26 protein-coding genes are annotated in these 24,627 nt (G+C 40.7%); 6 read left to right on the forward strand and 20 right to left on the reverse strand.

Features of this window, described 5'->3' with window-relative positions; genetic code table 11:
- Positions 1 to 50: 50 nt before the first annotated feature.
- From B9T10_RS03350 to B9T10_RS03365, 4 genes are all read right to left on the reverse strand, one after another.
- Positions 51 to 281: a sulfurtransferase TusA family protein gene (locus tag B9T10_RS03350; protein ID WP_018121886.1), complete on the reverse strand. Its 231-nt coding sequence runs from the start codon at positions 279 to 281 to the stop codon at positions 51 to 53.
- 39 nt (positions 282 to 320) lie between these two features.
- The gene (locus tag B9T10_RS03355; protein ID WP_094488433.1) at positions 321 to 1,361 is read right to left on the reverse strand and encodes a YeeE/YedE family protein; all 1,041 of its coding nucleotides are present in this window, start codon (positions 1,359 to 1,361) and stop codon (positions 321 to 323) included.
- A 198-nt stretch (positions 1,362 to 1,559) separates the two neighbouring features.
- A complete protein-coding gene (locus tag B9T10_RS03360) occupies positions 1,560 to 1,895 on the reverse strand; it encodes a DsrE family protein (RefSeq protein ID WP_094537794.1) in 336 nt (111 codons plus the stop codon).
- A gap of 23 nt (positions 1,896 to 1,918) precedes the next feature.
- Positions 1,919 to 2,581: a restriction endonuclease gene (locus B9T10_RS03365; RefSeq protein WP_082818386.1), complete on the reverse strand. Its 663-nt coding sequence runs from the start codon at positions 2,579 to 2,581 to the stop codon at positions 1,919 to 1,921.
- A gap of 539 nt (positions 2,582 to 3,120) precedes the next feature.
- Between B9T10_RS03365 and B9T10_RS03370 the strand changes: the two genes are divergently transcribed.
- Together B9T10_RS03370 and B9T10_RS03375 are read left to right on the forward strand one after the other, a co-directional pair.
- Positions 3,121 to 3,468 carry a DUF485 domain-containing protein gene (locus tag B9T10_RS03370; protein WP_063455058.1) on the forward strand — a complete coding sequence of 116 codons (348 nt, stop codon included), beginning with the start codon at positions 3,121 to 3,123 and terminating at the stop codon, positions 3,466 to 3,468.
- Positions 3,465 to 5,003 (forward strand): solute symporter family protein, encoded by a 1,539-nt coding sequence (locus B9T10_RS03375; RefSeq protein ID WP_008315087.1) that lies wholly within the window; start codon positions 3,465 to 3,467, stop codon positions 5,001 to 5,003. The genes B9T10_RS03370 and B9T10_RS03375 overlap by 4 nt, the downstream gene beginning before the upstream one ends.
- Here the strand turns inward: B9T10_RS03375 and B9T10_RS10160 are convergent.
- The 5 genes from B9T10_RS10160 to B9T10_RS03400 form a co-directional block, all read right to left on the reverse strand.
- A complete protein-coding gene (locus B9T10_RS10160) occupies positions 5,000 to 5,164 on the reverse strand; it encodes a hypothetical protein (RefSeq protein ID WP_179220622.1) in 165 nt (54 codons plus the stop codon). The two genes, B9T10_RS03375 and B9T10_RS10160, sit on opposite strands and share 4 nt — an antisense overlap.
- 52 nt (positions 5,165 to 5,216) lie before the next feature.
- The gene (locus B9T10_RS03380) at positions 5,217 to 5,792 is read right to left on the reverse strand and encodes a 2OG-Fe(II) oxygenase (RefSeq protein WP_094537795.1); all 576 of its coding nucleotides are present in this window, start codon (positions 5,790 to 5,792) and stop codon (positions 5,217 to 5,219) included.
- Positions 5,793 to 6,081: 289 nt separating this feature from the next.
- Entirely contained in the window at positions 6,082 to 7,872 is a 1,791-nt protein-coding gene (locus tag B9T10_RS03385) for a DEAD/DEAH box helicase (protein WP_008315093.1), read from the reverse strand.
- A 103-nt stretch (positions 7,873 to 7,975) separates the two neighbouring features.
- Positions 7,976 to 8,620 carry a carbonic anhydrase family protein gene (locus B9T10_RS03390; RefSeq protein ID WP_008315094.1) on the reverse strand — a complete coding sequence of 215 codons (645 nt, stop codon included), beginning with the start codon at positions 8,618 to 8,620 and terminating at the stop codon, positions 7,976 to 7,978.
- Between the two features lie 537 nt (positions 8,621 to 9,157).
- Entirely contained in the window at positions 9,158 to 9,406 is a 249-nt protein-coding gene (locus B9T10_RS03400; protein ID WP_039949929.1) for a hypothetical protein, read from the reverse strand.
- A gap of 228 nt (positions 9,407 to 9,634) precedes the next feature.
- Between B9T10_RS03400 and B9T10_RS03405 the strand changes: the two genes are divergently transcribed.
- On the forward strand, positions 9,635 to 9,994 hold the full coding sequence (locus B9T10_RS03405; RefSeq protein WP_094537797.1) for a hypothetical protein: 360 nt from the start codon (positions 9,635 to 9,637) through the stop codon (positions 9,992 to 9,994).
- 35 nt (positions 9,995 to 10,029) lie between these two features.
- On the opposite strand, the gene B9T10_RS03410 is transcribed toward B9T10_RS03405, so the two are convergent.
- The 4 genes from B9T10_RS03410 to B9T10_RS03420 all read right to left on the reverse strand — a co-directional run bounded on the left by B9T10_RS03410 (position 10,030) and on the right by B9T10_RS03420 (position 14,410).
- A complete protein-coding gene (locus B9T10_RS03410; protein WP_094537799.1) occupies positions 10,030 to 11,469 on the reverse strand; it encodes a pyridoxal phosphate-dependent decarboxylase family protein in 1,440 nt (479 codons plus the stop codon).
- Between the two features lie 9 nt (positions 11,470 to 11,478).
- On the reverse strand, positions 11,479 to 12,828 hold the full coding sequence (locus tag B9T10_RS03415; protein WP_008315102.1) for a diaminobutyrate--2-oxoglutarate transaminase family protein: 1,350 nt from the start codon (positions 12,826 to 12,828) through the stop codon (positions 11,479 to 11,481).
- Between the two features lie 439 nt (positions 12,829 to 13,267).
- On the reverse strand, positions 13,268 to 13,576 hold the full coding sequence (locus B9T10_RS10280) for a hypothetical protein (RefSeq protein WP_246782143.1): 309 nt from the start codon (positions 13,574 to 13,576) through the stop codon (positions 13,268 to 13,270).
- Between the two features lie 9 nt (positions 13,577 to 13,585).
- The gene (locus tag B9T10_RS03420) at positions 13,586 to 14,410 is read right to left on the reverse strand and encodes a hypothetical protein (RefSeq protein WP_246782144.1); all 825 of its coding nucleotides are present in this window, start codon (positions 14,408 to 14,410) and stop codon (positions 13,586 to 13,588) included.
- A gap of 251 nt (positions 14,411 to 14,661) precedes the next feature.
- Between B9T10_RS03420 and B9T10_RS03425 the strand changes: the two genes are divergently transcribed.
- From B9T10_RS03425 to B9T10_RS03435, 3 genes are read left to right on the forward strand one after another with little or no spacing between them, the layout of a single operon-like run.
- The gene (locus B9T10_RS03425) at positions 14,662 to 15,639 is read left to right on the forward strand and encodes a DUF1852 domain-containing protein (RefSeq protein WP_063455066.1); all 978 of its coding nucleotides are present in this window, start codon (positions 14,662 to 14,664) and stop codon (positions 15,637 to 15,639) included.
- A gap of 25 nt (positions 15,640 to 15,664) precedes the next feature.
- Positions 15,665 to 16,696 (forward strand): methionine synthase, encoded by a 1,032-nt coding sequence (locus B9T10_RS03430; RefSeq protein ID WP_008315108.1) that lies wholly within the window; start codon positions 15,665 to 15,667, stop codon positions 16,694 to 16,696.
- A 10-nt stretch (positions 16,697 to 16,706) separates the two neighbouring features.
- Positions 16,707 to 17,198: a flavin reductase gene (locus tag B9T10_RS03435; RefSeq protein WP_008315110.1), complete on the forward strand. Its 492-nt coding sequence runs from the start codon at positions 16,707 to 16,709 to the stop codon at positions 17,196 to 17,198.
- Positions 17,199 to 17,234: 36 nt separating this feature from the next.
- Here B9T10_RS03435 and B9T10_RS03440 read toward each other — a convergent pair whose 3' ends face one another.
- The 7 genes from B9T10_RS03440 to B9T10_RS03470 form a co-directional block, all read right to left on the reverse strand.
- Positions 17,235 to 17,993 (reverse strand): HEAT repeat domain-containing protein, encoded by a 759-nt coding sequence (locus tag B9T10_RS03440; RefSeq protein WP_063455067.1) that lies wholly within the window; start codon positions 17,991 to 17,993, stop codon positions 17,235 to 17,237.
- Between the two features lie 106 nt (positions 17,994 to 18,099).
- Complete coding sequence (locus tag B9T10_RS03445; RefSeq protein WP_008315114.1) at positions 18,100 to 18,459, reverse strand: hypothetical protein; 360 nt, start codon at positions 18,457 to 18,459, stop codon at positions 18,100 to 18,102.
- A 178-nt stretch (positions 18,460 to 18,637) separates the two neighbouring features.
- Positions 18,638 to 19,486, reverse strand: a complete 849-nt coding sequence (locus B9T10_RS03450) for a DUF3553 domain-containing protein (protein ID WP_094488421.1) — start codon at positions 19,484 to 19,486, stop codon at positions 18,638 to 18,640.
- A gap of 37 nt (positions 19,487 to 19,523) precedes the next feature.
- Positions 19,524 to 20,207, reverse strand: coding sequence for a ribonuclease H1 domain-containing protein (locus tag B9T10_RS03455; protein ID WP_094537801.1), 684 nt, complete (start codon positions 20,205 to 20,207; stop codon positions 19,524 to 19,526).
- 48 nt (positions 20,208 to 20,255) lie between these two features.
- Complete coding sequence (locus tag B9T10_RS03460) at positions 20,256 to 20,966, reverse strand: hypothetical protein (RefSeq protein ID WP_094488420.1); 711 nt, start codon at positions 20,964 to 20,966, stop codon at positions 20,256 to 20,258.
- Between the two features lie 79 nt (positions 20,967 to 21,045).
- Positions 21,046 to 22,419 (reverse strand): cryptochrome/photolyase family protein, encoded by a 1,374-nt coding sequence (locus B9T10_RS03465; protein WP_094537803.1) that lies wholly within the window; start codon positions 22,417 to 22,419, stop codon positions 21,046 to 21,048.
- A 156-nt stretch (positions 22,420 to 22,575) separates the two neighbouring features.
- Positions 22,576 to 24,627, reverse strand: a complete 2,052-nt coding sequence (locus B9T10_RS03470) for a nuclease-related domain-containing DEAD/DEAH box helicase (protein ID WP_094537805.1) — start codon at positions 24,625 to 24,627, stop codon at positions 22,576 to 22,578.

A 24,627-nucleotide genomic window follows, 5' to 3' on the forward strand; every position in this document is an offset into this window, starting at 1 on the left:
AAAACTCACGCACCGATCATGATGCGTGAGTTTTTTAATGCCAGATTCATTTAATGGGTTTTGACCACCGTGATTGTCCAGGCCGCATCACCAATTTGTGCATAATCTTTGACGGTATAATTTGACTCAGCTGCCCAGCGTGGAATGGCTTCTGTGCCTTGCGTACAATCAAACTCAATTTTAAGCTCATCCCCCACGGATAATGTTTTGATTTTATCTTTCGCTTCCAACAACGGAAATGGGCACACCATACCGAGGGATTTTAATTCATACACTGCCATATATTTCTCCTTAATGTTTCTAAATGGTCATTCAATTGATCATGCCGCAGCGGTTTTAAGCGCCACTTGGCGTGGGCGTACATACACAAAGTAAGCGGCAATCCACACCCCAAAAATAGTAAACAACAATCCTAACCAACCTTGCCACGTCATAATTGAGGTGTTGGTCAATCCATTGCCAATCGTACAGCCCCCGGCAAATCCTGCACCAAAGCCCATCAAAATTCCGCCTAAACAGCTGGTGATGAGAATATTGGCACTGGGCACACGCCATTTAAATTCGCGACTCCCTTTTGCTGCCATCCATGAGCCGATGAAAATACCGAGCACCAAAAAGACACCCCAATCAATCACACTCGCATCCCCCGTCACTAAAAAGCGAACAATGTTTGCAGACGGCGTGGTAATGCCAAGTCCGCCGCTTCTACCGGAGGCGGTGCTCAATGGCCAGGCAATCAAAGCAATCACACCAATGACAGCACCCGCCACAAAGGGATGCCAGCGTTTTTCAAATAACAGATGCGCAATGCCAGTGCGTTGAGCTGGTAAACTTGGCACAATCACTTTCGGGCGGCGCAAATGACGCACCACCAAAATTGTCGTCACCACAACCAATGCTGCAATCAATGCCCACTGTGGTACATGCAAGGTTTCTGCCACCGAGTTATTGATCAATGTAATGCCTTTTGCTTCACCATAAAATTCTTTGAGTGCGCCGTATTTCACAACCGCCGCAGATAACATATAAAAAATCAAGGCAATCCAGCTGCCAATTAAGCCTTCTGCCGCGCGATACCATGTGCCCGTTGCACAGCCACCTGCCAACACAATGCCAATGCCAAAAACCAAGCTGCCACCGATGACGCTGATGAGTGACACATCTTTAATCGCAATCGATAAATGACCACTTTCCACCAATGCATAAACACCCACCGCTTGCACTGAAATCGCGATCAAAAACGCATACAGCAATGTGTGATTGCGCGTTAAATAGATGTCGCGAAAGCCACCTGTCATACAAAATCGGGAACGCTGCAAAATAAAGCCAAACAACGCGCCCACCAACAATCCACTGAACATCCTTTCCTCCTTCATTGATCATCATTTTTATTGAATCGATTCACATCGTTCAAAATTTATAGCACCCCCTGTGACAGATGGCAAGAAATATTTTTATTAACATATATGTATAGTATGTATTTATAATTTGAACGCACATAAAAAAATCCCCAAGCCATGCTCAGGGATTTTCTATTTCAAAGATGTAACCATAATGAATTATGGCTTAATGTAGGCAAATCCTTGATGCTGTAAGCGTGCTAATGTAATTACCGCAGCAGGCACAATGGTGATGCAGCTTGGCAGCATTGATGGACTCATCTCAAAGCCATTCATAGAATTTTGGCAGATGTTCAGTGTCACACCTAAATCAGTCAGATCTACAAATGCTGAGGCATACTCAGCCGCTAAATACCCTTTAACAGCCGCACCATTGGCAACGATGCGAATGTCATACGGCTCATCTAGCCCTTTGATGAGATTATTGACATTGGCCATCACTCGTGGCCATTTTTCCAACTCGTCAATGTGAAAAACCACGTTGAATGGGGTCATGATGACTCCTTACAATAGAAGCATTATTCTGCTGCTTTATTTTTAAAATTAAAAATGCGTTCATCACAGTTTTCACACCAGTGATAATAAACACGTTTTGATTTTGCGTAGAGTTTCAATAGATTTCCGCTATTGCATTTTGGACACGTTGATAAGGTTTTCAAAGTTTCTCGATAGTAACAATCTGCCATAATGCTTGGAAAATATCGATTGAGTAAACTGTATAATGCCTTGCGATCAATCAACATTAAACGATCATCTTCTTCTTTAAGCGCAGGATCAGAAAAATAATGGGTGGTGATGAATAGACCATATTGGTAATTGCTAGATAGCACACACCCCTTAAATGCTTGAACATCTTTTACATTAATCCGTTCAGTTGCCTTTTTAGGATTCCATGCCTTGCATTGTACCGCCACTTCGCGATGATTGTCTTTAAAACCAATCACATCAATGCCTTTATCATGCACACCATCTATGATTTGTGAGTCATACTCAAGTGCTTTTAACAACGCGCATGCCACATAATTGAGTTCATTAGAGCTGCATTCATCAAGTTTTAATATAATCTCTTGTAATTTTTTATCTGTCGCTTGATTCGATAATGCCAATACATCAAATAAATTGACAGATGGCACAGTTTCTGTAGGTGCTTTATCTGCCTTTTTTTTAAAAATTGATAACATAGATCGTCCTTAATTCCTATTTAATCATAATATGAAATGCCACTTTCTCCTCCAGAAAGTATTTTCTACGCAGATTGTAACAAATTTCATGGCAGTCGCGTAGATCCTTGTTGGCAACATTATCGGCCTTTTATGTTGTCATTTTGTAGTTTTTTGTCGAAAAATAACCTTTTTAGACCATCAATACCCTTTTATTTTTCCAAAAATCATTTTAAATGGATTTATTTTCACCATAAATTTCACTTAAACACCCATTATTTTATAAATATAAAAAACAACAAGACCACCTAAAACACAACATAAATAGCCATTAAAGCCAATAAAACACATCATTATTCACAATAAATTTAAACTTGAACATTAAATATTGTTTGACAATTTTTTATATTCTCAGATACTACAAAATAGCTCCATTTTAAAGACAGCGTCACAAATGCCGCCTTTAAATAATCACTATAAATCCAAAGATTACTGGCGCTAACCACCTGAATAACAGGATAACTACATAATGAATGATTGATAACAATGAGGAGGATGCTATGTCTGATAGCACAGATCAACAGCATGACGGTTTGACGTACCAGCAGTTCATCGCCATCGAGGAGATGCCTGAGTTTAATCACTTTGTTCGCCGCAAGAACATCTTTTTATTCTCTGTCACAGGCAGTTTTTTATTCATCTATATTTTGTTGCCCATTTTGGCGTTTCAACCCTTTTTGCAAACCCCAGTTGTGGGCGCAATTACAGGGGTTTGGTTCTATTCTGCCGGTCTATTTTTAATGACGATCGTGTTGTGTACGCTCTATGTGCGTAAAGCGAGTCAATTTGACCGTGAATCTGCAGCTGTTTTACAAAAATTTGAAGAGATGCAAGGAGGTCAGCCATGAATTGGATCTCCATCAGCTTCTTTTTAGCCATTGTGGGGCTCACTTTGGTGGTGACGTACATCGCCGCGCAGCGCATGAGTTCAGCAAAAGACTTCTACACCGCAGGCGGCGGCTTAACCGGCTGGCAAAATGGCTTTGCGATCGCGGGAGATTATCTCTCTGCGGCTGCATTTTTAGGCGTCTCTGGCGCGATCGCTTTAACGGGCTTTGATGGCTTTTTCTTCTCCATCGGTTATGTTGTCGCGAACCTTGTATTGCTCTATGTGATCGCCGAACCGATGCGTAACCTTGGCAAATACACATTGGCAGACATGCTCACGGCGCGCTTTAATGAAAAACGCGTGCGCGGCGTGGCAGCCGGCGGCACCATCATCATCGTGATTTTATACATGATCGCCCAATTGGTGGGTGCGGGCGCATTGATCAAGCTTTTATTTGGCATTGATTATTGGATTGCGGTATTGATCGTGGGCGTGATGATGACAACCTATGTACTCTTTGGCGGCATGACGGCAACCTCATGGGTACAAATCATCAAAGCGGTCTTATTGCTCTTTGGTACAGGCTTATTGGCGGGCTTGGTGTTCCATAAATTTGGCTACTCCATCACGCATATGTTCGACACCATTGCGAAAGACAATGGCGAATCCTTCCTCATCCCCGGCATGAAGTATTCAAGCTCCATTGATTCGATTTCCATGATGATGGCACTGGTGCTCGGGACATCGGGCTTGCCACACATTTTGATGCGATTTTTCACGGTGAAAGATGCCAAAACGGCGCGCGCCTCCATCTCATGGGCAACGTGGATCACCACCATTTTCTTCTCTTTGACCATCTTTTTGGGCTTTGGGGCATTACACTTTGTGGGCATTGAGAGCATTTTAGCCGAAAGCAAAGCGGGCAATACCGCCGCACCGCTCCTTGCTAAATATTTGGGCGGTGAAGTGTTGATGTCTTTCATCAGTGCGGTGGCCTTTGCAACGATTTTAGCGGTGGTTTCAGGGCTTGTGTTGACGGGTGCCTCTGCCATTTCCCATGACATCTATGCCGAGATCATCAAAGATGGCAAACTCAGCGCAGGGCAAGAAGTGGCCGCCGGCCGTTTAGGCTCCATCGCGATTGCCATTCTTTCCATCTTCCTTGCCCTCTTTGCGCAGAATTTAAACGTCTCTTTCTTGGTGTCCTTTGCCTTCTGCATTGGCGCATCGGCAAACTTACCGGTGATTTTATACACCATCTATTGGAAGGACTTTAACTCAACAGGCACGGTCGCTGCGATCGCAACAGGCGTCTTGTCCTGTTTGATCTTAGGGGCGATGGGGCCAAACATCTGGTCAGAGTCTGGGCACGCCATTTTCACAGGTGCGCCATTGGTGGATTTAGCGGTACCCGCCATTATCACCATTCCCCTTGGCTTTTTAGCGGGCTTTATTGGCGCTAAATTGGGCGCAAAGCGACACAATACGGCAGAGGCTGATTCCCTTTACCGCACCATTCGCGTCAAAGCCAATACAGGCGCGCGTATGTGTTAAGTGGCGAGCCCTGCGGCCTGCATTAATAATTTGGTGAGTTTAGCTAAGCCATACATAAATACAGCACCCCCCACCCATAAACCAATCAACCAGAGCCATTGGCTCTTTTTAGAACGGGGTTTAGCGGTGTCGGGGGTGCGGGTATGATCGTCTGTCGTCATTGCGAGCCTTCTTTACCGAATGATTGTCAGGAATGAAAGGCTTTAGTATACATCAATTCAAAAACCAACCGGCGATGCTTTCACGCGTGGTTTGTGTGGGTAAAACTTCATGGGGAAAGGCTTCCGATAGGAAAAACACCATGCGACCAGCCACCGGCTCAAGCGTAATCAGCGGATTGTCTTGCTGATCATACACCACCAATTCGCCACCATCGCCCGCTTGCCAATCTTCATTGAGATACAACACTGTGGTGATTTTGCGGCGGCTTTGAGAACGAGGATTGTCATTGTGCTTTTGGTAAAAAGCCCCTTTCGGATAGCGACAAAAATGGGTTTCAAACTCTTTTAATCCCATATAGAGCGCCGCATTCATGGCTAAACGCACCGCATCCATTTTCATCAGATAGTGTTCGATGGCTTCCCCCATGTCAGGATCTAACCACACGGTTAAATCGCCGCGCACATTTTTATTGTTGTGTAATGAGCTTTGATGGCCGATGCGCGCTGCTTGCAAAGCATCTTCCGGAATGGCAGCTTTAATCTCAGAAATGCTAGATGAGGATAAAAAATCATCCCAGACATACCAACCACACGTTGTTAAAGCATCTAAAAGTTTGTCAATTGTCATGGCATTAATATCCGTCGATGAATGGATTCTTCTTATACTGATAAAAATGACAAAATTACAATTTAAAACTTAAATGAATGGCAAACAGTTATCGATTATTTCATTGAGTTATCACACCTAAAATGCGCAACCATCAGCCTTTGAGAATAGAAAAAATGACCACTTTTAAAAAAGCTTCCGGGATGAATCATCAGGAAGCTTCTGTATATTATTTTTTTTCTTTATGAAACGGGAAAAATCGCATAAATAATCAGCAACTTAAGCGAATAAATTTTACGCAGCCAGCGGTTTATGATTCACTGCTGACAGCCGCCTCTAACAATTTTGGGCAAAAGATCGAATCATCATGATACGTTACCAACAATTTATCCGTCGAACGGGTGATGGCCACGTACAATAATTTTGCCTCATCGGATAATTCACCATTATGTCGATAAGGACGCCCCACCGAAGGAATGCACACAAATGGGAACTCTAACCCTTTTGACGCATGCATGGTGATAAAACGCACGCCCTGCATCCTGTTTTCCTCTGTGGCAATGGGCACACTTTTAAAATAGCAGACCTTTCTGATGGCATCACTGAAAAAAGTATAACGGTGGATCACAGCCATGTCCTGCCACGGACGACCATTTTTATGTTCATTGACCATCGCTTCGACAATGTAATGCGCCTCTTTTTGATAATCATTGTTTTGAATGCGCATCACCAATGGTTTGACACCAATGCGTCCTGCACTTTTAGGCTCTAACAATGGTACGGCATCCTCATCGCCTTCATGGGCAATGTAATTGTCTGAAAAGCGCTTGGCAAAATCCAGCACGGTACAAGGATTGCGGTAATTTGTGCGTAAGATCGTGGTGCGCCCTCTAGCATTGATGCCCACACTCGAGAAAGTTTTAATCTTCTTCTTATCCACCCCATAGATGGATTGGGCATCATCATACAAAATGAGCAATGTTTCAGTGTGATCGAGCATCTGCACCATGATTTTATACCAATCGGCTTCAAAGTCATGCCCCTCATCAATCAACACTGCAGCATATTGCTGCCTTGGCAAGCTTTTATTCTCTAAATGGTTCAGCACCGTCGTCACCAATGATTGGCAATACAGATCGATATTATTTTCCTTTGGGGGCTTTTGACAACCATGCGCCTTTAACTGCGCGCTGCACCAAGCATGAAAGCTATAGACATGCACTTTATCGCTGAGGTTTTTATGCTCAAAATACAGCGTTAAATCTTGCGCCAATGATTTGTTGTAACACACCACTAAAATGGGTTGCGTGGCGCTTTTGGCCAAATACTCAGCGCGATACTTTAAGATCACCGTTTTACCAGAGCCCGCCACACCATGAATGATGCGGTGCCCAACGCCAAGACTGCGGGCGAGTTGCTCTTGCTGAAGATCCATCACCTTTAAAATGCCCATCGATTCGGGCGCTTGAGCCTCGACAATCTCATGACTAAAGAGTTCCGCTTGTTTTAAGGGAATGCAGATCTCAGGGTACAATGTCCCACGGATGCGCTGAATCAAAGCATCATTGAGGGTTGTCTGCATTTGAAAAGGCAACATGCCCCAAAGCTGTGCTGACAATTGCTCGGGCGGGACGCTTTCGTACATCTCATCACTACAAATCACTAAATGCCCTGGCAACACTTCATCAAAGCGTGCCTCACAGTACATTTTGCGCGTAATGTTTGTCAGAACCACACCCTCACCATAGGCAATGCGATGCTGTGCTAGAAAACCTGACCCTAATTGCTTAACGATCTCGCGCCTGCTGCGTTTTGCTTGTTCTAAAGGATTTTCCTTCAAAACCTCCGGCACATTGCGCAGCGCTACATGTAAACGTGAAAAAATCTCGATGTTATCAATTTTCCAATCTTTGACTTCCAGCACCAATAAACCGCGCTGAGGATGAAAAAGCACAAAATCAGGATAATAACCATGAATCGGAATGTTGAACCAACACACTGTGTCGTCATCGAGTTTATCTTGTAAGCGTCTTGCGAAACGATTTTCCCCCGCGGTCATCGACCCTTCTGAGCTTTTAATGGTGGGTATGATAAAGGCCATAATGTCTCTTTTTGTTGTTGTTAGATGAATGCTGTTGTTCCGTATTATAAACATAAAAAAACCATTTCAAACATTTGAAATGGTCTTTGATGCACATTAGGGCTTATTTTTTCTCATTGAACATCTCTTTGACAAAATCCACTTCGCCCGTTTCCACTTTATAAAACGCGCCGACAATGCCAATGTCGCCATGGTCATACATCTCTTTTAACACGGTGCTTTTCTCTAAAATATGATCAATTGTGTATTCCACATTGTGAAATGCCACTTTATCCACGGCTTCTTTTGATGTGATGTCAAGGTCTGCATGATGCACTTTCACGTGCTCAATCGAAGGCTGTACTTTTGCCAAAAGATCGGTCAAATGTCCCAATTTAGCCCCCTTACAAGCGCCCGTAATCGCCCCACAATGGGAATGCCCTAGCACCACGATCAATTTTGAACCCGCCAATTTACAGGCAAACTCCATCGAGCCGATGATGTCATCATTGAGCACATTGCCCGCGATGCGTGCGCTGAAGATGTCGCCAAGCCCTTGGTCAAAGATCAACTCCGCAGAGGTGCGGCTATCAATACAACTTAAAATGATGGCAAATGGAAATTGCCCAGCTTTCGTTTCGTTCACTTGCTCTAACAAGTTGCTGTGGGCTTTAAGGTTCGCGATGAAGCGCTTGTTGCCCTCTTTTAAAAACGACAAAGCCAATTCTGGCGTTAAAGACTTCTGATCTTCTACGTTGTGTAATCTCATGTTTAACTTCTTCCTAGTTGGGGTAATTCAGTACAAATTAGAAAACATCTCAACTGCAATCAATGATCAAACAGTCTACTCTGATTTTTCTATTTGGCGCATGAATGGAAAAAATTCCTACAAATTTTGATTACTTTTTATACAAAAATAAGGATTACCCTATAAAAGATATAGATTATTTTTTGCAAAACAATTAACTAAATTAAAATAGGTCATGAAGCTATATAGACCTCATAACCTAAAATGATTTATATCAAAAATAAATTCACAAAAGTGTTTTATCTATTTTCCTTAGAATTTTTTTAATCTTCTTGGCAAATTTCTTATCTCTGAACCATATAAAAAAGAAATATTTTTTCATAGAAAAAATATTGAATACAAAAAATGCAGCAGAAAATAAACACAACACAATCGCTGCCTTTATAACAAAATAGATAATCCCTTTCATAGGTACCCTTTTTAAAATGTATTAAAAATAATGTTAAGTTGCATCCTAGTGACACAACATAATGCTCTGAATCAATTCAGAAAATATTTTTAATTTTGAGGGTCCTCACCATCATGACAGAAATTACTACAACGATATGCTTGCCTAAATGGTGCAATATAAATATCGATTGTTATCAACAATAAGATTAATTGACAAAGCTTATTAAATAATTTTGAGTAATTATGTCGTAAAATTGCAACCACAATAGGAGATAAGCCACCAAAAGTCTGCTCATCATAAGCAACTAAGTATTCTTGTTCTAATACTTTTCCACATTGCAATTTGTATCTAATCATTAATTCTCTTAAATGTTTTTATTTAAAATATTCATTCAGTAACGTACTTTAACCCATATACTACTAAGAATACTTTATACACATAAAATATATTATTGCAAATGATATTCAACATAACATATTCTCTAAATAGTCATGTACACTGACTTGCTTAAACTGTGATTTTCATGAATAATTGCTCGCATAAATAAAACACAAATGACAACAATAATAAATTAGGAAATCATCATGTCTGAACAACATTTGCAGCACAATCGTCCGCTTTGCCCTAAATGTGAAGAGGTACACATCAAACCTGGGCGCCCATTATGTAATGCATGTTTAAATAATCAGCGAAAAGTCATCAAAGATATTGGTTCAGGGCTCGTATCAATATTTTTTGGGCTATCAATCGCGCTCTATTATTCAATCCTTCCACCCCTTGCCAATCCCCACCCACTCACCACGCCACGTTTAATCCAATACGCTTATTTACTCATTAATCCTGATTTTAACAGTGCACCCATTTATATTTTGTTCGCTTGCCTCATTGCATCTTTATTATTAAGCGCCTATTTGAGCAAGAAAATTTTTGATGCATGGTATTAAATAAAAAACCGCTGACATCAGCGGTTTTTCTTCACTTAACAGCCCACCAATTTTTCAATCGTGGACAATAAGCCTTTAACATGCTCAAAGCGCGTGTGCGGATTTAAGAGTGTCATTTTTAGCGTCACAATGCCATCGCGGCGCGTAATGCCTAGATTGGCATGCCCTTCATCAAACAGAAGCTGAGCAATGTAGCGATGGGTTTTTGTGCTGTCTTTACCGTCTAATGATTCAGGCTTAATTCTAAAGAGCACACTGGCAATCTGTGTGGAATTGACGAGCTCAAAATGCTCAGACTCATCCACATATTTTGCCACTTGTTGCGCTAAATCCACAGAATAATCCACCATGTCACCATATTGCTGAGCCCCGATGCTTCTCAAACTCATCCAGAGTTTGAGGGCATCAAAACGGCGCGTGGTTTGAATGGATTTGCTCACCAAATTTGGCACACCCTCTAACTCATCTTCCACGGGATTGAGATAATCATCATGGCGGCGAATGAGTTCATAATTTGCACCCTCTTTTAAGACAAATGCACCACAGCTGATGGTTTGTAAAAATTGCTTATGAAAATCAAGCGCAATCGAATCTGCGTGCTCAATGCCGGCTAAACGGTCACGATACTGATGAGAAAAGAGCAAAATGCCACCCCATGCCGCATCAACATGCAACCATGTTTGGTGCTGCTGTGCGAGCGTTGCAATACCCGTCAGATCATCAATCGCCCCGGTGTCGGTGGTGCCTGCAGTGGCCACAATGGCAAAGGCTTTACGCCCTTGTGCGGCTAAATCATCTAAGGTGTCCGCGAGCGCTTCCACAATGATGCGCCCGCCATCATCACACGGCACAGACACCACACAGCTCTCTTCAAAGCCAAGGAGCAACACGGATTGCTGCACAGAAAAATGCGCCTGTGCCGAACAGATCACCACCAACAAGCCTTTGCCATATTGTGGAAAGGTTTTCAGGCAATATTCACGGGCTAACAATAAGCCCATAAAGTTGCTTTGCGTGCCACCACTGGTGAAAATACCTGCATCGCCAGAAGGATAACCAATGATGCGACGCAATTCTGTGATGATGCGTTCTTCAAAGAGTGTTGCAGATGGGCTTTGATCCCACGAATCCATGGATTGATTCGATACATTGATCAACACCTCTGCCAATTGTGATGCCAACGTCGTTGGGCAATGCAAATGGGCAGAACACAATGGATGGTGCACTTGTAAGGCATGCTGCAAGAAGTATTGATTCGCCTCTTTCAGCGCGGCCTGATCACCGATGCCATCGTTTGGCAATAGCTCAATCTCTTTGAGCGCACTGCGCAGCGTTTCGATCGGCATGCCATCGTACATTTTGCCATCTTCTAACCAATCGGCGGCAATGGACACCGCTTCTGTCATTAATTGGCGATAAGTGTTTGCCCCTGCCTCACCGGTTTCGGTGATGCCTAAGGTAATGTCTTTGTTCATGTCCCGATCCTATTGAGAGATTTGCGTCAACGCGATGTCTAAACGTTCTAAAATCAACGCCACTTCATCTAAAGATAACGTCAATGGCGGTAAAAAGCGCAATACGCAACCATGACGGCCACCACGCTCTGCAATTAAGCCAGCATTAAAGCATGCACGCTGTAACGCCACCGCCAATTCAGGCGCATAAGGTAAGCTGCCTAACGGATCTTTTTGACCATTTGCATCCACAATTTCAAGCCCGAGCATCAAACCACGCCCGCGCACTTGACCAATGCAAGGATGGCTTTTTTGCAATGCCAATAAGCCCTCTTTTAAGGCTTTGCCAGCAATTTGTACATTCTCTTGTACGCCTTGTTTGGTGATCATCTCTAAGGTCACCAAACCTGTTGCCATCGCCAATTGATTGCCACGGAATGTGCCCGTGTGCGCCCCTGGATTCCAAACGTCCAATTCTGCGCGATAAGCAACCACCGCCATCGGTAAACCGCCACCAATGGCTTTAGACATGACGATCATGTCCGGCACAATGCCAGATTCACCGAATGCAAAGAAATCGCCGCTGCGACCAATGCCTGCTTGTACTTCATCTAAAATCAATACGATGCCCAAACGCTCGGTCACCTCACGCACACGCTTTAACCAATGTGCTGGCGCTGGCACAACACCGCCTTCCCCTTGAATCGCCTCTAAAATCACCGCAGCAGGTTTGGTGATCCCGCTTTCGATGTCTGTGAGCATGCGTTCAAACAGGTTTGCCAATGCCACTTCCCCTTGCTCGCCACCGATGCCAAGTGGACAACGATACGCATAAGGATATGGCATGAACTGCACATAAGGCATTAAACCTGAAATGGGGGTTTTGGCATCAAGATTGCCCGTGGCGCTCAATGTGCCATTGGTCATGCCGTGATAACCGCCTGTAAAGCTGATGATGCTGGCGCGGCCCGTGGCTGTTTTTGCCAATTTAAAGGCCGCTTCATTGGCATCTGCACCCGTTGGGCCACAAAATTGTAAACGCCAATCGTCACTGTTGCCTGGCAATAAGCTTAAAACCGTCTCAGAAAACTGATCTTTTAAAGGCGTCGTCAAGTCAAGCGTGTGCAATGGCAACTCGCTCTCTAAAACGTCTTTAATGGCTTGGATAATGCTTGGATGATTGTGACCTAAGGCTAAAGTGCCCGCGCCTGCCAAACAATCTAGATAACGCTTTCCTTCTACGTCCTCAAGCCAAGCACCTTGTGCTTTTTTGATGGAGATCGGAAATTTTCTAGGATAACTTCGTGCATTAGACTCGAAGTGTGATTGTCTGTCGATGTAATATTGATTATCAAATGTTGATAATGGTGTTGTTCCCATGTCAAACCCTCTGAAAAAAGTTCTACTGTGGTAATAAAAGCACGCATTGGATTGAATTTTCTAACTATCCACCTAATGATACATTATGCTTAGATTTATCTAGGTCATAAATCTAATTGATTCAATTTTCTTTGTTCTTTTAATCTAACAGTAATTGTTAAGTTATCAATGCCCAGATAGTACAACCTCATGCTGTAATATCTAATGGCCCTCCGTGAAAAAAATAATTTAAATACCGCTAGAAACTAGCGGGCGCTAATTCTGCACTATAAATTTTAAATTGGCAACGTTTTTATGCACCCGTTTTTCATGTAAATTTACATAAAAATCATGTGGATATTGGTAAAAAAATCATGACAAACTTTAAGAAGATGCGACTTGGGATTTTCTAGATATTCCCCATAAAAAAAGCCCTTTTCAGGGCTTGATTCAAAGTTATTTATTGCTCTTCACAACCCATTCTAAATGGTCCTGAAGATAAAACTCTCGTGAAATTCATATTGGCATACCAATGGGCTTCAGGTGGAATGGAAAGCGTAATGCCCACGATTTGTAAAGTGACTGGCCCTGTTAGCGCACACAATTTTGATTCAAATTTTGGATCTGTCAGATCTGTTTTAATGCCAAAATAATGCCCTGCATTTTCAACCGTCACACCATCTAGTACATAGGTTGTCATGGTGGCCTTCTCAGGCAATACACCTTGGTCATATGGATCAACTCGAAATTCAAAGCGATAACCATCCATTTCATTCGGCTAATATAATAATTGCCCACTTAACACTTTTGAACCTATATATTGATAATCATCGCTCACATTTGCCACCAATTGAAATGGAATATTTGGCGCTTCAGTTTGTGTAGATGAATGAGTGACGGGAGAAGCATTACTCATAGGATTGACCTCTTCACATCCCCATTTTAAGTCTGCTTTTTGCTCGAGGTTATAACCAATCATGATGCGATCCACCGGCTGCCCCTTCAGGCTTTGCTCGGCAACATCACTGTATTTGTTTGGTGTACAGTTAAAACGATTGTCCATCATCCAATCTACACCTTCATTGGCCTCCATAATATTTGACCAACGTGACACAGCTTCATAGGAGGCATTGACGGAACTTAACAATAACTCCCGCCAATTTTCCGCATGTGAACCTTCATACAGCTCATACACAGAAGGATCATAAGCATTGCCGCAATTGATCCCAAAGCAATCGGCATAATACGTCACCGGTCCTGATAATCCAAAGACCACATCACGCGTCGAAATGTTCTCATATGAGGGTAAAATATTATTCAATACAAATTGGCATTTTCCGCCAATGGTGACCCTTAAGGTATCGACCGCACCGTCGCGCGTCTGAACGTCTAATGGACAATGATCCACAAGATACGTTTTTGTCTGAGTGTGTTGCTCGGTTTTACGAGCAGGACCGATTAAATTTTCTAAATATGCAATGTCCACACCGATCATGTCATAAGAGAATACCTCTGAGATTTTATTGCCGTCCGCCATTGCAGGTACAGAGGCTGTACCATAGATTGCCAACATCACTGCCGCCATTTTTAATGATTTTTTCATATTCGACTCTTTTATTGTTTAGTTGTGAATGAGTGCTGCCCTTTGATTATAAATTTAAAATAAAAAATTGCGAACACTCACCACACCTTTTGCCCAAAAAGCGCCTTTTATCAAGGTCCATCTTTTGATTGATGAATTTTCCTCATCGTTCTATGAAATTAAATCATTTTTTTTCATGCATTGATTTAGATATAAATCAATACAACAGTAAATTTTAAGTTTCATCTTTAGGCATTAGGGGCTAGAACACTATGAGTACAAATTTTAAATGTTCCGTCAAAAGCATTGATTTCGACGAAAATTATCATCCTGCAAACAGCACACGTTTGACCACAAACTTTGCGAACTTAGCAAGAGGCGAGAGCCGCCAAGAGAACTTGCGCAAAACATTGCAGATGATGAACAGTCGCTTCAATGACTTAGCCCATTCAGACAATCCAAAAGGTGACCGCTACACCATTGAGCTTGAAATCATCTCCGTGGACATTGATGTGGAAAACAACGGCGAAACCTTCCCCATCATCGAGATTTTAAAAACCAACATCATAGATCACGTAACCAATCAACGCATTGACGGCATGGTGGGCAATAGCTTCTCATCTTATGTGCGTGATTATGACTTTAGTGTGTTGCTGCTTGATCACAATAAAGACAAAGCTGAATTCAGCTTGCCTGAAAACTTTGGGGATCTACATGGCAAACTCTTTAAATACTTTGTCAATTCAAAGGCATATCAAGACAACTTTAAAAAACCGCCTGTGATTTGCTTAAGCGTTGCGAGCAGTAAAACTTATCATCGCACCGCAAATACGCACCCTGTGCTCGGCGTTGAATATGTGCAAAATGAGTTTTCCTCAACGGATCAATATTTTGCGAAGATGGGCTTACAGGTGCGTTATTTTATGCCGCACAACTGTAAAGCGCCACTTGCCTTCTATTTCAGTGGGGATTTATTGAGCGATTACAGCAATCTTGAGTTGATCAGCACCATTGCCACGATGGAAAGTTTCCAAAAAATCTATCGTCCTGAGATCTACAATGCAAACTCAGCAGCGAGCGCGGTCTATCAGCCAAGCTTAAACAACCAAGATTTCTCCCTCACGCAAATCGTGTATGATCGCAAAGAACGCAGCGAATTGGCCGTTAAACAGGGCAAATTTACCGAAGAACACTTCATTTTGCCTCACAAAGAGATTCTTGAACAATGGGCGGCAACGTACGACCTTTAATTCACCTCATGGATAGACAACGATTATGAAAAGATTATTACCCACCTCTACCGCAGGCAGCTTACCGAAACCTTCTTGGCTTGCCGAACCTGAAAAACTTTGGTCTCCTTGGAAATTAGAGGGCGAACAGCTCAAAGAGGCAAAAGAAGATGCCCTATTGATCGCTTTGCAAGATCAAATCCATGCGGGCATTGACATCGTCAGCGATGGCGAACAAACTCGCCAACACTTTGTGACCACCTTCATTGAACATTTAAACGGCGTGGACTTTGAAAAACGCGAAACCGTTAAAATTCGTGATCGCTATGAGGCGAGTGTGCCGAGCGTCGTTGGCGAAGTGTCCCGCCAAAAACCTGTGTTTGTGGACGATGCCAAATTCTTACGCCAACACACCGACCGCCCGATCAAATGGGCATTGCCAGGCCCCATGACCATGATCGATACCTTGTATGATGGTCATTACAAGAGCCGCGAGAAATTGGCTTGGGAATTTGCCAAAATCCTCAACCAAGAGGCCAAAGAGCTTGAGGCAGCCGGCGTTGACATCATTCAATTTGATGAACCTGCGTTTAATGTCTTCTTTGATGAGGTTAATGATTGGGGCATCGCCACTTTAGAACGCGCCCTTGAAGGCTTAAAATGCGAAACAGCGGTACACATTTGCTACGGCTATGGCATCAAAGCGAATACCGATTGGAAAAAAACATTGGGCTCAGAATGGCGCCAATATGAAGAGGCCTTTCCAAAATTGCAGCAATCTAACATCGACATCATCTCGTTAGAATGCCATAATTCACGCGTGCCGATGGATCTGCTTGAGCTCATTCGCGGCAAAAAAGTGATGGTGGGCGCCATCGATGTGGCCACAAATGTCATTGAAACCCCAGAAGAAGTTGCGGACACTTTACGCAAAGCCCTTCAGTTTGTAGATGCAGATAAACTCTATCCTTCCACAAACTGTGGCATGGCTCCGCTTGCTCGCCATGTAGCGCGCGGCAAGCTCCATGCATTGAGTGCTGGCGCTGAGATCATCCGCAAAGAGCTCCACTCAATTTAGGAAAATAGTCATGGTTGAAGCGACAGACTTTAGAAATGCAATGTCTTTGTTAACAGGTGCGGTCAATGTGGTGACCACAGTGGGTGAATCCGGTCGTTATGGTTTTACAGCATCGGCTGTGTGTAGCGTGACAGATGCACCGCCAACCCTGTTGGTCTGTATGAATAAATCGGCAAGCTCGCATGCACACTTCATTGCCAATAAAGTTTTGACGGTCAATGTGTTAAGCGCTCATCATCAACACATCTCCACTGTTTTTTCCTCAAAAATGAGCCCTGAAGAGCGCTTTGAGTTTGGCAATTGGACAACCTTAGCAACTGGTGCACCGGTGCTAGAAGATGCACTGGTGAGCTTTGATTGCAAGATTGAGCACATTCAAGAAGTGGGCACCCATGCCATCTTCATTTGCCAAATTGTGGCCATTGGTCAAAGTGAACACAATCAAGGTTTGGTGTACTTCAACCGTGCATATCACCCGGTGGGCAATCCTGAAATTGCCTAAACGGTTGCATAAAAAAAGCCCCAAATGGGGCTTTTTTTATTCGTACTCGTGATGTCTTGGCAGTTGTCTGATCTGAACGGTGAGCCAGTTTTTAAACTCCCCCTTCTTCTGATACTTGTGCATGTCAAACTCTAAAGGAAAAATGGTGCGAAACTTCGATTCAAAGCGCTCATAGGAGAAATCCTCATGCAATGAATTGGCCACTTCCAATAGTTTTTCATGCAGATCCTTATCCACATACGCAGGCGCTTTGCGTGGGCTGCTGATGTCATAACCAAAAATTTTTAAGCGTGCATGAGCAGCTTCTCGCACATCATTGACGGGATCGGTTTTCATGATCTCTAAAAACGCCGCTTCCACTGCTGGGCATTTATATTTACCGAGTTTTTTTATGGCATCAATGCGTTTTTCATAACTGTGGGCATCGTTGAGCTTTTTAAAAAGTGCCTCTTGATCCGCAGGTTCTGCCTCAATGAAGGCAGGCTTTGGCGCATTGAGTTTTTTAAGGATCTCTTGCAAATCCTCACCATGCTGATAGCGCGAACGAATGATTCTAGCGGCATTGAGCACATATTGAAAGGGGCGCGCCATCGGTGGGATGTTGCGCTTTTTCACAAGGCTTTCATACTCAGCATAACGGGCTTCGACCCTTTGCCAATCTTGCGGGAATTTCTTTTTAAATCCCAGTATAAATTCATCATCCGAGGCATTGCGGTCTAAGTCTAATAAGACTTCTGCCACTTTTTTGTCCTTATCCTCGATGATGACACCCTTTGTTAAACGCTTCTTTCCCATACTGCCCTCTATTGACCTGCAAAATTTCTAACTAAAGAAGGATTATATTCTTAAATCGTATGTAAAGCACCTAATCTAAAGGGTGATCGCCATTGAACTGTGTATTTTATGAAAAATCCAACTGTGCTTCAAAAGCTTTTAAATCGAGTCTTGCCAAACCTAAATGGGCTTCAGCACGATCTAACACCAAGTAAAGAAAATAGTTGGTATTTTTCTTTAATAAACGAATTAAATGATACTCTTTACCAAGCGTGATCAAAATGTCTTCGATCTCATCATCTAAGTTGAGGCTATTGGCAACGTCGCGCTTTGTTTTGACAATTTTAGCGTTGCCTGATGAGGCGAGCACAATGTCAAAATCCGTCGCGCTTTCCGAGGCAACGGCGACTCCGCTATTGACATCCACCAGTGACACCACTTTAAAACCCGCAATCTTTTTTAACTCTGCTAAATTATATTGACTCATGATTCTTCCACTATATTTACATTTAAATAAATATAGCTTACATTTATACTTTATGAACATTTTTATAAAAATAAATTTATATTTCCTAACTTTTTAGTTTTATGAGTCATAAAAAGTTTTAATTCACAAGCATCATGGCTCTAAAGTTATGGTCAGCAACCAAATAACAATGCGTAAACTAATATTTTTCAACGCTCCACATAAAAGACTGTACATCTATCATATCTTTAGGTGGTAAAAATGCATTGATCAAATGCGTTTTAATAGACTCAGCTAACATCAGTATTTTCTTATATGTTAAATAGTTCACTTCAGGCTTATATTGAATATTAAAATCACACACTTTTGCTATATCTTGTGTAATGCTTGGCTTCACAAACATATGTTTGTGTGGATAAAAAACAAAAAGAAAAAACGTCATAATCGGCCACTTTTGAGCATCCATCTCTGATAAAACTTCTGAGAATTTCATAAAATTATCTTGAAAATCACTCTCATTCCCATAAAGCAAATCATATAATCCATAAGCAAAATTTTGCTGATGCAATTGATGTTTCAATGCATCATTGAACTTAATCACTTCAAATGTAGAAATTAAATGCATTTTATCGCGACTGATTAATTTCTGTGCACTTTTAGCAATATACTCAAAATTTTTATTCTGCAAAGCATCATGCATAACGTCTTGAGATAACCATTCTGCTGCCAATCTAGTGATTAATTCTTTATCTAACCGCTCGTTTTCAATATATTTAATATCATCGAATCCCGCTGGAAAAACTTCTAAAAAATAGTCGATTAAGCTTTTAATATTTTTATTACGGTTCCTAACAATTAAATTGCGGTGTCGAAAGCTAGCATCTTCAATGGGTTCTAATTGGACTCGACTCAAAGACAATCTTTTGGTTTCATTTAATTCTGTAAAAAAAATTTCAACAATGTCATGACGACTATCTTCAATCACGACGCCCACTCCCCATTGTGGTTGAGTTGGATGTTTAACCAATTGATCTTTAATTAAGTGCATGCGTAATATCCTTTCTATTATAGTTCTTTAATTATCTCTATGAAAGCATCGCCTGATATGCCAATTGATCCGCTTTCTCGTTATATTCTATGCCAGCATGGCCTTTGACCCATACAAATTCAATGTCCAAGATCTCTTTATATTTTGCCAATTCCGCCATAAAGAGTTTCGAAATATCAGCATGCGCTTGATATTCGCCCCTTGCCCATTTACCCGTATTTTGCAAATCATGATAAATCGTAATCGCCTTATATCCATGGCTAGATGCCCAGTTTAAAGCTTCTAAAGCCCCAAAAACTTCGGGTGCAATATTTCGGCTTGAAGCATACTGATCAGTCGCCATCTTCTTGCCAATCTCTACAGGTTTGATTTCATCCTGATGCAGGATATAGCAACCAAATCCTGCGAGAGGCACACCCGTTGAATCACTAAAGCTACCATCAACAAATGCCACAACCCTAGCATTTTTTAAGTCCGTAATCACGCGCTGATCATAATCCTCAATGATGGGCGCTATTTTACTTTTTACGCTTTTATTCTCACTTTTGTCTTTTTGTAGGCTTTCTGGGCTTAATAAAAATGCCTCTGCATCAGCTAAGCTTGGGAAACTTTTGAAGACAGCACCTTTAAATCCATTCGTTTGCGCCTGACATTCTGCCCAGGTTTGATAAATCCCAGGCTGACGACCAACACGAACAGCATAATATTTTTGTTTACTCATCAATCCATCCAAATGTATGACAATAAAAGGTGACCTGCTTCGATGGTGTTATGAGATCTCTAGCCAATCATCAACCATGCCGCTCATACCACAACATTCACAGGTTAAAGATTTCAACTCATCTTCTACTTCAGTCACAATCGGTGGAATGACTGATAAACATGTATTGCAATAAATCTCACTCGACCCAAAAGATAATGTAAATTTACGATCGGATACATAATCAAATGACGGAATTTTAGAGATATCTGCTTGATTGATTAATAATGCTTTTAATACATTAATTTCAGATAATCGATCTTTGATCGTATCAAATAATTCAGAATATTCACTGTTATAAAACGTTTCACCACATGCATCAATGGTGCTTCTTGCAAATGCGACAAGTTCATCTTCATCCGTAAAAGTTAAGGATACTGAATCCTCTCCATTCAATAGATCACATAAATAATCCTGATAAAAATCAGTCAGCATGAACTGGTCGCGCAATATACGAGAGGTTTTATACTCTTCATTAATCCCTTCAAAGCCTCTAAATCTTGTTAAATCAGGCATTGTGATCAGAACATTCACTGAAAATGCTGAGTTTTGTTCGGGTGGTTTACACATATCAACAACAATGCTGAAGCGATGTAATTGCCTCATGGCATCACTAAACAGTGTAAACCCTTCATTCGTATTCATTAAATTTGCCGTATGAACGTTTCTATTATCTAAGCAAACCAATGTAGATAAAATTTCATATGTAGTGTGCTTCATTCTCTCTCCTTCGATGATGATCAGCGCTTCACATGGCTAAGCGTTATAAAACTATTTTGAAGCCATTTTACTATCAATACTACTCCGACAAACGTTTAAACGCCTCTATTGCCCTGATCCGACTACTTTTCAGATCAACAATGACATTTTTCTGCACTTTATGAATCTGCTGATGATCTAAATGCGATAATTCCGGGCACCATTGACGAATGAAATCACCCTTTGGATCAAATCGCTCAGACTGCGTCACAGGATTAAAGATCCTAAAATACGGCACTGCATCGGTGCCTGTAGACGCCGACCATTGCCATCCGCCATTATTGGCAGCAAAATCGCCATCAATGAGATTTTGCATAAACCATGCTTCCCCTTTGCGCCAATCGATTAAGAGATTTTTTGTTAAAAACATCGCGGTAATCATTCGGCCTCGATTATGCATCCAGCCTGTTGCTTTGAGTTGTCTCATAAATGCATCGACAATGGGCACGCCTGTTTTGCCATTTTTCCAAGCGTCAAAATCTGCCTCGTTGTCTCGCCATTGAATCTTTTCTGTTTTCTCCTGAAAGGCTCGATTCTTAGAAACATTTGGGAAATTCCACATAATGTGGTAATAAAATTCCCGCCAATACAGCTCATTCATCCAAGTCAGAATGCCTTCATCGCCCGTTTTAAAATGACCTTCATTGAGAATTAACGCTTCCCTCAATAACGCTTTGACAGAAACAACGCCTTGCGTAAGATAGGGTGATAAACGGCTGGTGCCATCGATCGCTGGCATGTCTCGATGGTTATGGTAATGAAAAATATCCTCTTTTAAGAAATCTTGCAGCACGCCAAACGCCGCATCTTCGCCTGCTTGATACGCTAAATCATCAAACGCTTGGTAAGGATTCACCTGAATGTCATCACTTGTGAGCCCTGTGGGCGCTTGCACAGGAATCTCACAATCATTCTCAAACGGTTGATGTTCCAACACTTCTATCAATCGCTTTTTAAAAGCCGTAAAAACCTTATAAGGGTTATTGTCTCCATTGAGTATCGAGCCGAGTTTAACCAATGTTTTATCGTGGCAATGATTAATCTTAAAACCACTCTTTTTTAATTGTCGATAAACCGCACGATCTCTTTCGACTTCATTGATGCCCACCTCATGATTAAAATACAGCGATGAGATTTGATGATCGAGCATCAATTGATTGATGCGCTCTGGGATTTGTGCCCATGAATCTACTTCAATGATCTTTAAAGGAATATTTTTATGGTCAAGCGCCTTTTGAAGTGCTTGCAGATTTCTCCACATAAACGCCAGTTTCAATTTAGCATCATGATGCTTTTGCCAGTCTTCATGGGCAATGATAAAAAGTGCAATCGCCTGCTGATTTTGAGTCGCTTTATATAAAGCTTCATTATCATGAATTCGTAAATCAGATCGAAACCACATTAAAGATCGCATAATACCCCTGAGCTCTACTCAAAAATTAGATCATTATAATATAGACTATAAATAAATAAGATGGCTATTCAAAAAAGGCGTTTTTCGACACATACACGTGTAAGGATTTATTTAAGTTTTGGAGTCCTAAAAAAGGGTATGATTACACAACAACCCCTAAATCTGTTCAATATTATCTTCAAAAAACTGTGAATATTGATTATGTGCTAGATCATAAATATATAAATCTTCTCGACATCGAGTCATAGATGTGTAAAGTAACTCTGCATTATCTTCTGGCAATACAATAAAAAAAACAACCTTGCTTTCAAAACCCTTATAACTATGAATAGTGGCTAATTTAACTTTTCCACTATTTTGATAAAAGAAATTTTTCTTTCTCCGCCTGATCATCTCAATATCTCTTTGATAGGCTGTTTTTTTAATCGGATTATTTAACTTTTCTCTAGATTCTTTTAAAGAATCATGATCTAAATACAATGCGCCTAAATATTTCGTTAATAATCCTCTATCTTCTAATTCTGTCTCAAACATTACTGCTGTATTTTCTTCTTTAGAGATAACCTTTTCAAGAGCTTTCAAAATATCTGTTTTGCTCGCTAGAATAACAATATCATTAGGATGATATTTATAACTTCTCACTTGAAATCGTATGTTTTCATAAATTTTTTGCACAGAAATATCTATATTTTCAATGGGATACTTATTATGTTTAATAATATCAAAACTTAAGCTGGTATTTGCAGGGTCATCAGCATTCAATAATAAATTTTCGTCATTACTATTTAATAAAAATGCACGTTGAAACTTTTGAAAAAGCAGTATCAAAGGAGAATCAACGTGAAACCTGTAAGATTTTTTGAGCTCAATCCATCGACCAAAACCTTGGACAATTGAAGAAGCTCTTCCCTTCATACCTTCTCTATCATAAATATTTTGTGATTGATCGCCAAACAAAACCATCTCACCATTATCGATTAAAAAATTATCTCTAATAATTTTTACCCATTCTGACTCAAAATCTTGAATTTCATCGACAAATATTGAAGTATATTTATTACTTATATCTATAGTTTTGAATATATCTGTTTTAAATATGTTATCTAATAGATCTTGCTGCTGTTTTATACTTAAAGAATAATCATTCAAAATAGCAGATATTTTCGCATCAATATCCAATCCATATTCATTGGCCTGCTGAAGGAAAAATTGATGATAATTAATGATTGTACATTGGTCTTTTAGGCCTTGCTGAGCTTCGGTTAACTTATCACTAATATAGTTACACAATGTAATATTATATGTAAGGACTAATATATTAGGATGATTTCCTTCTTTTTGCACACGAAGATAAGCACCTATAATTCTATGTGCTATTAAAGTTGTTTTACCACACCCAGCAACGCCTTTTACTTTGCTAAAGCCAGCGCTGCTTTGCAATATACTTTGTTGTTTTTTATCAAAATATTTTGGAATATTTTGCTTCACAATAAAGTCTGGTGGTGACAGTCGTCTATAGAAATCATCAAAAATCTGTTTGGAAAATAAATCATTTTCTTTCAATTTTTCTTCAATTTTTTTAATTAATAATTTAAGATCATCACGTCCAAAACTTAGATTTTTATCCCTAGATAACTGCTCTTTTTTCCTTTTATAAAACTCTAATGTTTTATTATATTTTTCGTATAAAATGCTTTTATTCTTAAAATCATTATTTAAATTACCACTTATCTGCTTAATTTTTTGCTCAGGAAGCTCATATAATTTCTTAATATCCTCTTTCGTAGCACAATGAAAATAACAAAAACAATTAATTACACCAAAAAAGTGTTTATTGGGCTGTGCAATATCCGATAAACCTAAAATGGGTAAATGTAGATTAAATAACTGCTCTTTATATGTGAAGGCCTGTGCAATAGGACTTTTCTTTATTGATGATTGACCATTTTTTGCATGAACCAACCATTGATTTTTTTCATTAATTTCATAATGATGAAAATCCCAATCTTTAACTTCTATGATAATCGCACCCGCATCTTCTTTTAAAATGATAATATCTGGCCGACTCCCATTTAAAAATGGCTCATAAAAAATATAATACGTATCATCTAAGTTTTCACTTAGATATTTTAATAAATGCAACTCACCATCCGTTGCAGATACTGTTAACTTATCTATTTGTTCAAATGTTGGATGCACTATGCCCAT

Source organism: Wohlfahrtiimonas chitiniclastica (assembly GCF_002252325.1).
GTDB classification, from domain to species: Bacteria; Pseudomonadota; Gammaproteobacteria; order Cardiobacteriales; family Wohlfahrtiimonadaceae; genus Wohlfahrtiimonas; species Wohlfahrtiimonas chitiniclastica.

Bases quoted from the DNA above. Each gene is read 5' to 3' on its own strand.
- B9T10_RS03350 (WP_018121886.1), bottom strand. From the start codon at position 281: ATGGCAGTGTATGAATTAAAATCCCTCGGTATGGTGTGCCCATTTCCG.
- B9T10_RS03355 (WP_094488433.1), bottom strand. From the start codon at position 1,361: ATGTTCAGTGGATTGTTGGTGGGCGCGTTGTTTGGCTTTATTTTGCAG.
- B9T10_RS03360 (WP_094537794.1), bottom strand. From the start codon at position 1,895: ATGACCCCATTCAACGTGGTTTTTCACATTGACGAGTTGGAAAAATGG.
- B9T10_RS03365 (WP_082818386.1), bottom strand. From the start codon at position 2,581: ATGTTATCAATTTTTAAAAAAAAGGCAGATAAAGCACCTACAGAAACT.
- B9T10_RS03370 (WP_063455058.1), top strand. From the start codon at position 3,121: ATGTCTGATAGCACAGATCAACAGCATGACGGTTTGACGTACCAGCAG.
- B9T10_RS03375 (WP_008315087.1), top strand. From the start codon at position 3,465: ATGAATTGGATCTCCATCAGCTTCTTTTTAGCCATTGTGGGGCTCACT.
- B9T10_RS10160 (WP_179220622.1), bottom strand. From the start codon at position 5,164: ATGACGACAGACGATCATACCCGCACCCCCGACACCGCTAAACCCCGT.
- B9T10_RS03380 (WP_094537795.1), bottom strand. From the start codon at position 5,792: ATGACAATTGACAAACTTTTAGATGCTTTAACAACGTGTGGTTGGTAT.
- B9T10_RS03385 (WP_008315093.1), bottom strand. From the start codon at position 7,872: ATGGCCTTTATCATACCCACCATTAAAAGCTCAGAAGGGTCGATGACC.
- B9T10_RS03390 (WP_008315094.1), bottom strand. From the start codon at position 8,620: ATGAGATTACACAACGTAGAAGATCAGAAGTCTTTAACGCCAGAATTG.
- B9T10_RS03400 (WP_039949929.1), bottom strand. From the start codon at position 9,406: ATGATTAGATACAAATTGCAATGTGGAAAAGTATTAGAACAAGAATAC.
- B9T10_RS03405 (WP_094537797.1), top strand. From the start codon at position 9,635: ATGTCTGAACAACATTTGCAGCACAATCGTCCGCTTTGCCCTAAATGT.
- B9T10_RS03410 (WP_094537799.1), bottom strand. From the start codon at position 11,469: ATGAACAAAGACATTACCTTAGGCATCACCGAAACCGGTGAGGCAGGG.
- B9T10_RS03415 (WP_008315102.1), bottom strand. From the start codon at position 12,828: ATGGGAACAACACCATTATCAACATTTGATAATCAATATTACATCGAC.
- B9T10_RS10280 (WP_246782143.1), bottom strand. From the start codon at position 13,576: ATGGATGGTTATCGCTTTGAATTTCGAGTTGATCCATATGACCAAGGT.
- B9T10_RS03420 (WP_246782144.1), bottom strand. From the start codon at position 14,410: ATGAAAAAATCATTAAAAATGGCGGCAGTGATGTTGGCAATCTATGGT.
- B9T10_RS03425 (WP_063455066.1), top strand. From the start codon at position 14,662: ATGAGTACAAATTTTAAATGTTCCGTCAAAAGCATTGATTTCGACGAA.
- B9T10_RS03430 (WP_008315108.1), top strand. From the start codon at position 15,665: ATGAAAAGATTATTACCCACCTCTACCGCAGGCAGCTTACCGAAACCT.
- B9T10_RS03435 (WP_008315110.1), top strand. From the start codon at position 16,707: ATGGTTGAAGCGACAGACTTTAGAAATGCAATGTCTTTGTTAACAGGT.
- B9T10_RS03440 (WP_063455067.1), bottom strand. From the start codon at position 17,993: ATGGGAAAGAAGCGTTTAACAAAGGGTGTCATCATCGAGGATAAGGAC.
- B9T10_RS03445 (WP_008315114.1), bottom strand. From the start codon at position 18,459: ATGAGTCAATATAATTTAGCAGAGTTAAAAAAGATTGCGGGTTTTAAA.
- B9T10_RS03450 (WP_094488421.1), bottom strand. From the start codon at position 19,486: ATGCACTTAATTAAAGATCAATTGGTTAAACATCCAACTCAACCACAA.
- B9T10_RS03455 (WP_094537801.1), bottom strand. From the start codon at position 20,207: ATGAGTAAACAAAAATATTATGCTGTTCGTGTTGGTCGTCAGCCTGGG.
- B9T10_RS03460 (WP_094488420.1), bottom strand. From the start codon at position 20,966: ATGAAGCACACTACATATGAAATTTTATCTACATTGGTTTGCTTAGAT.
- B9T10_RS03465 (WP_094537803.1), bottom strand. From the start codon at position 22,419: ATGCGATCTTTAATGTGGTTTCGATCTGATTTACGAATTCATGATAAT.
- B9T10_RS03470 (WP_094537805.1), bottom strand. From the start codon at position 24,627: ATGGGCATAGTGCATCCAACATTTGAACAAATAGATAAGTTAACAGTA.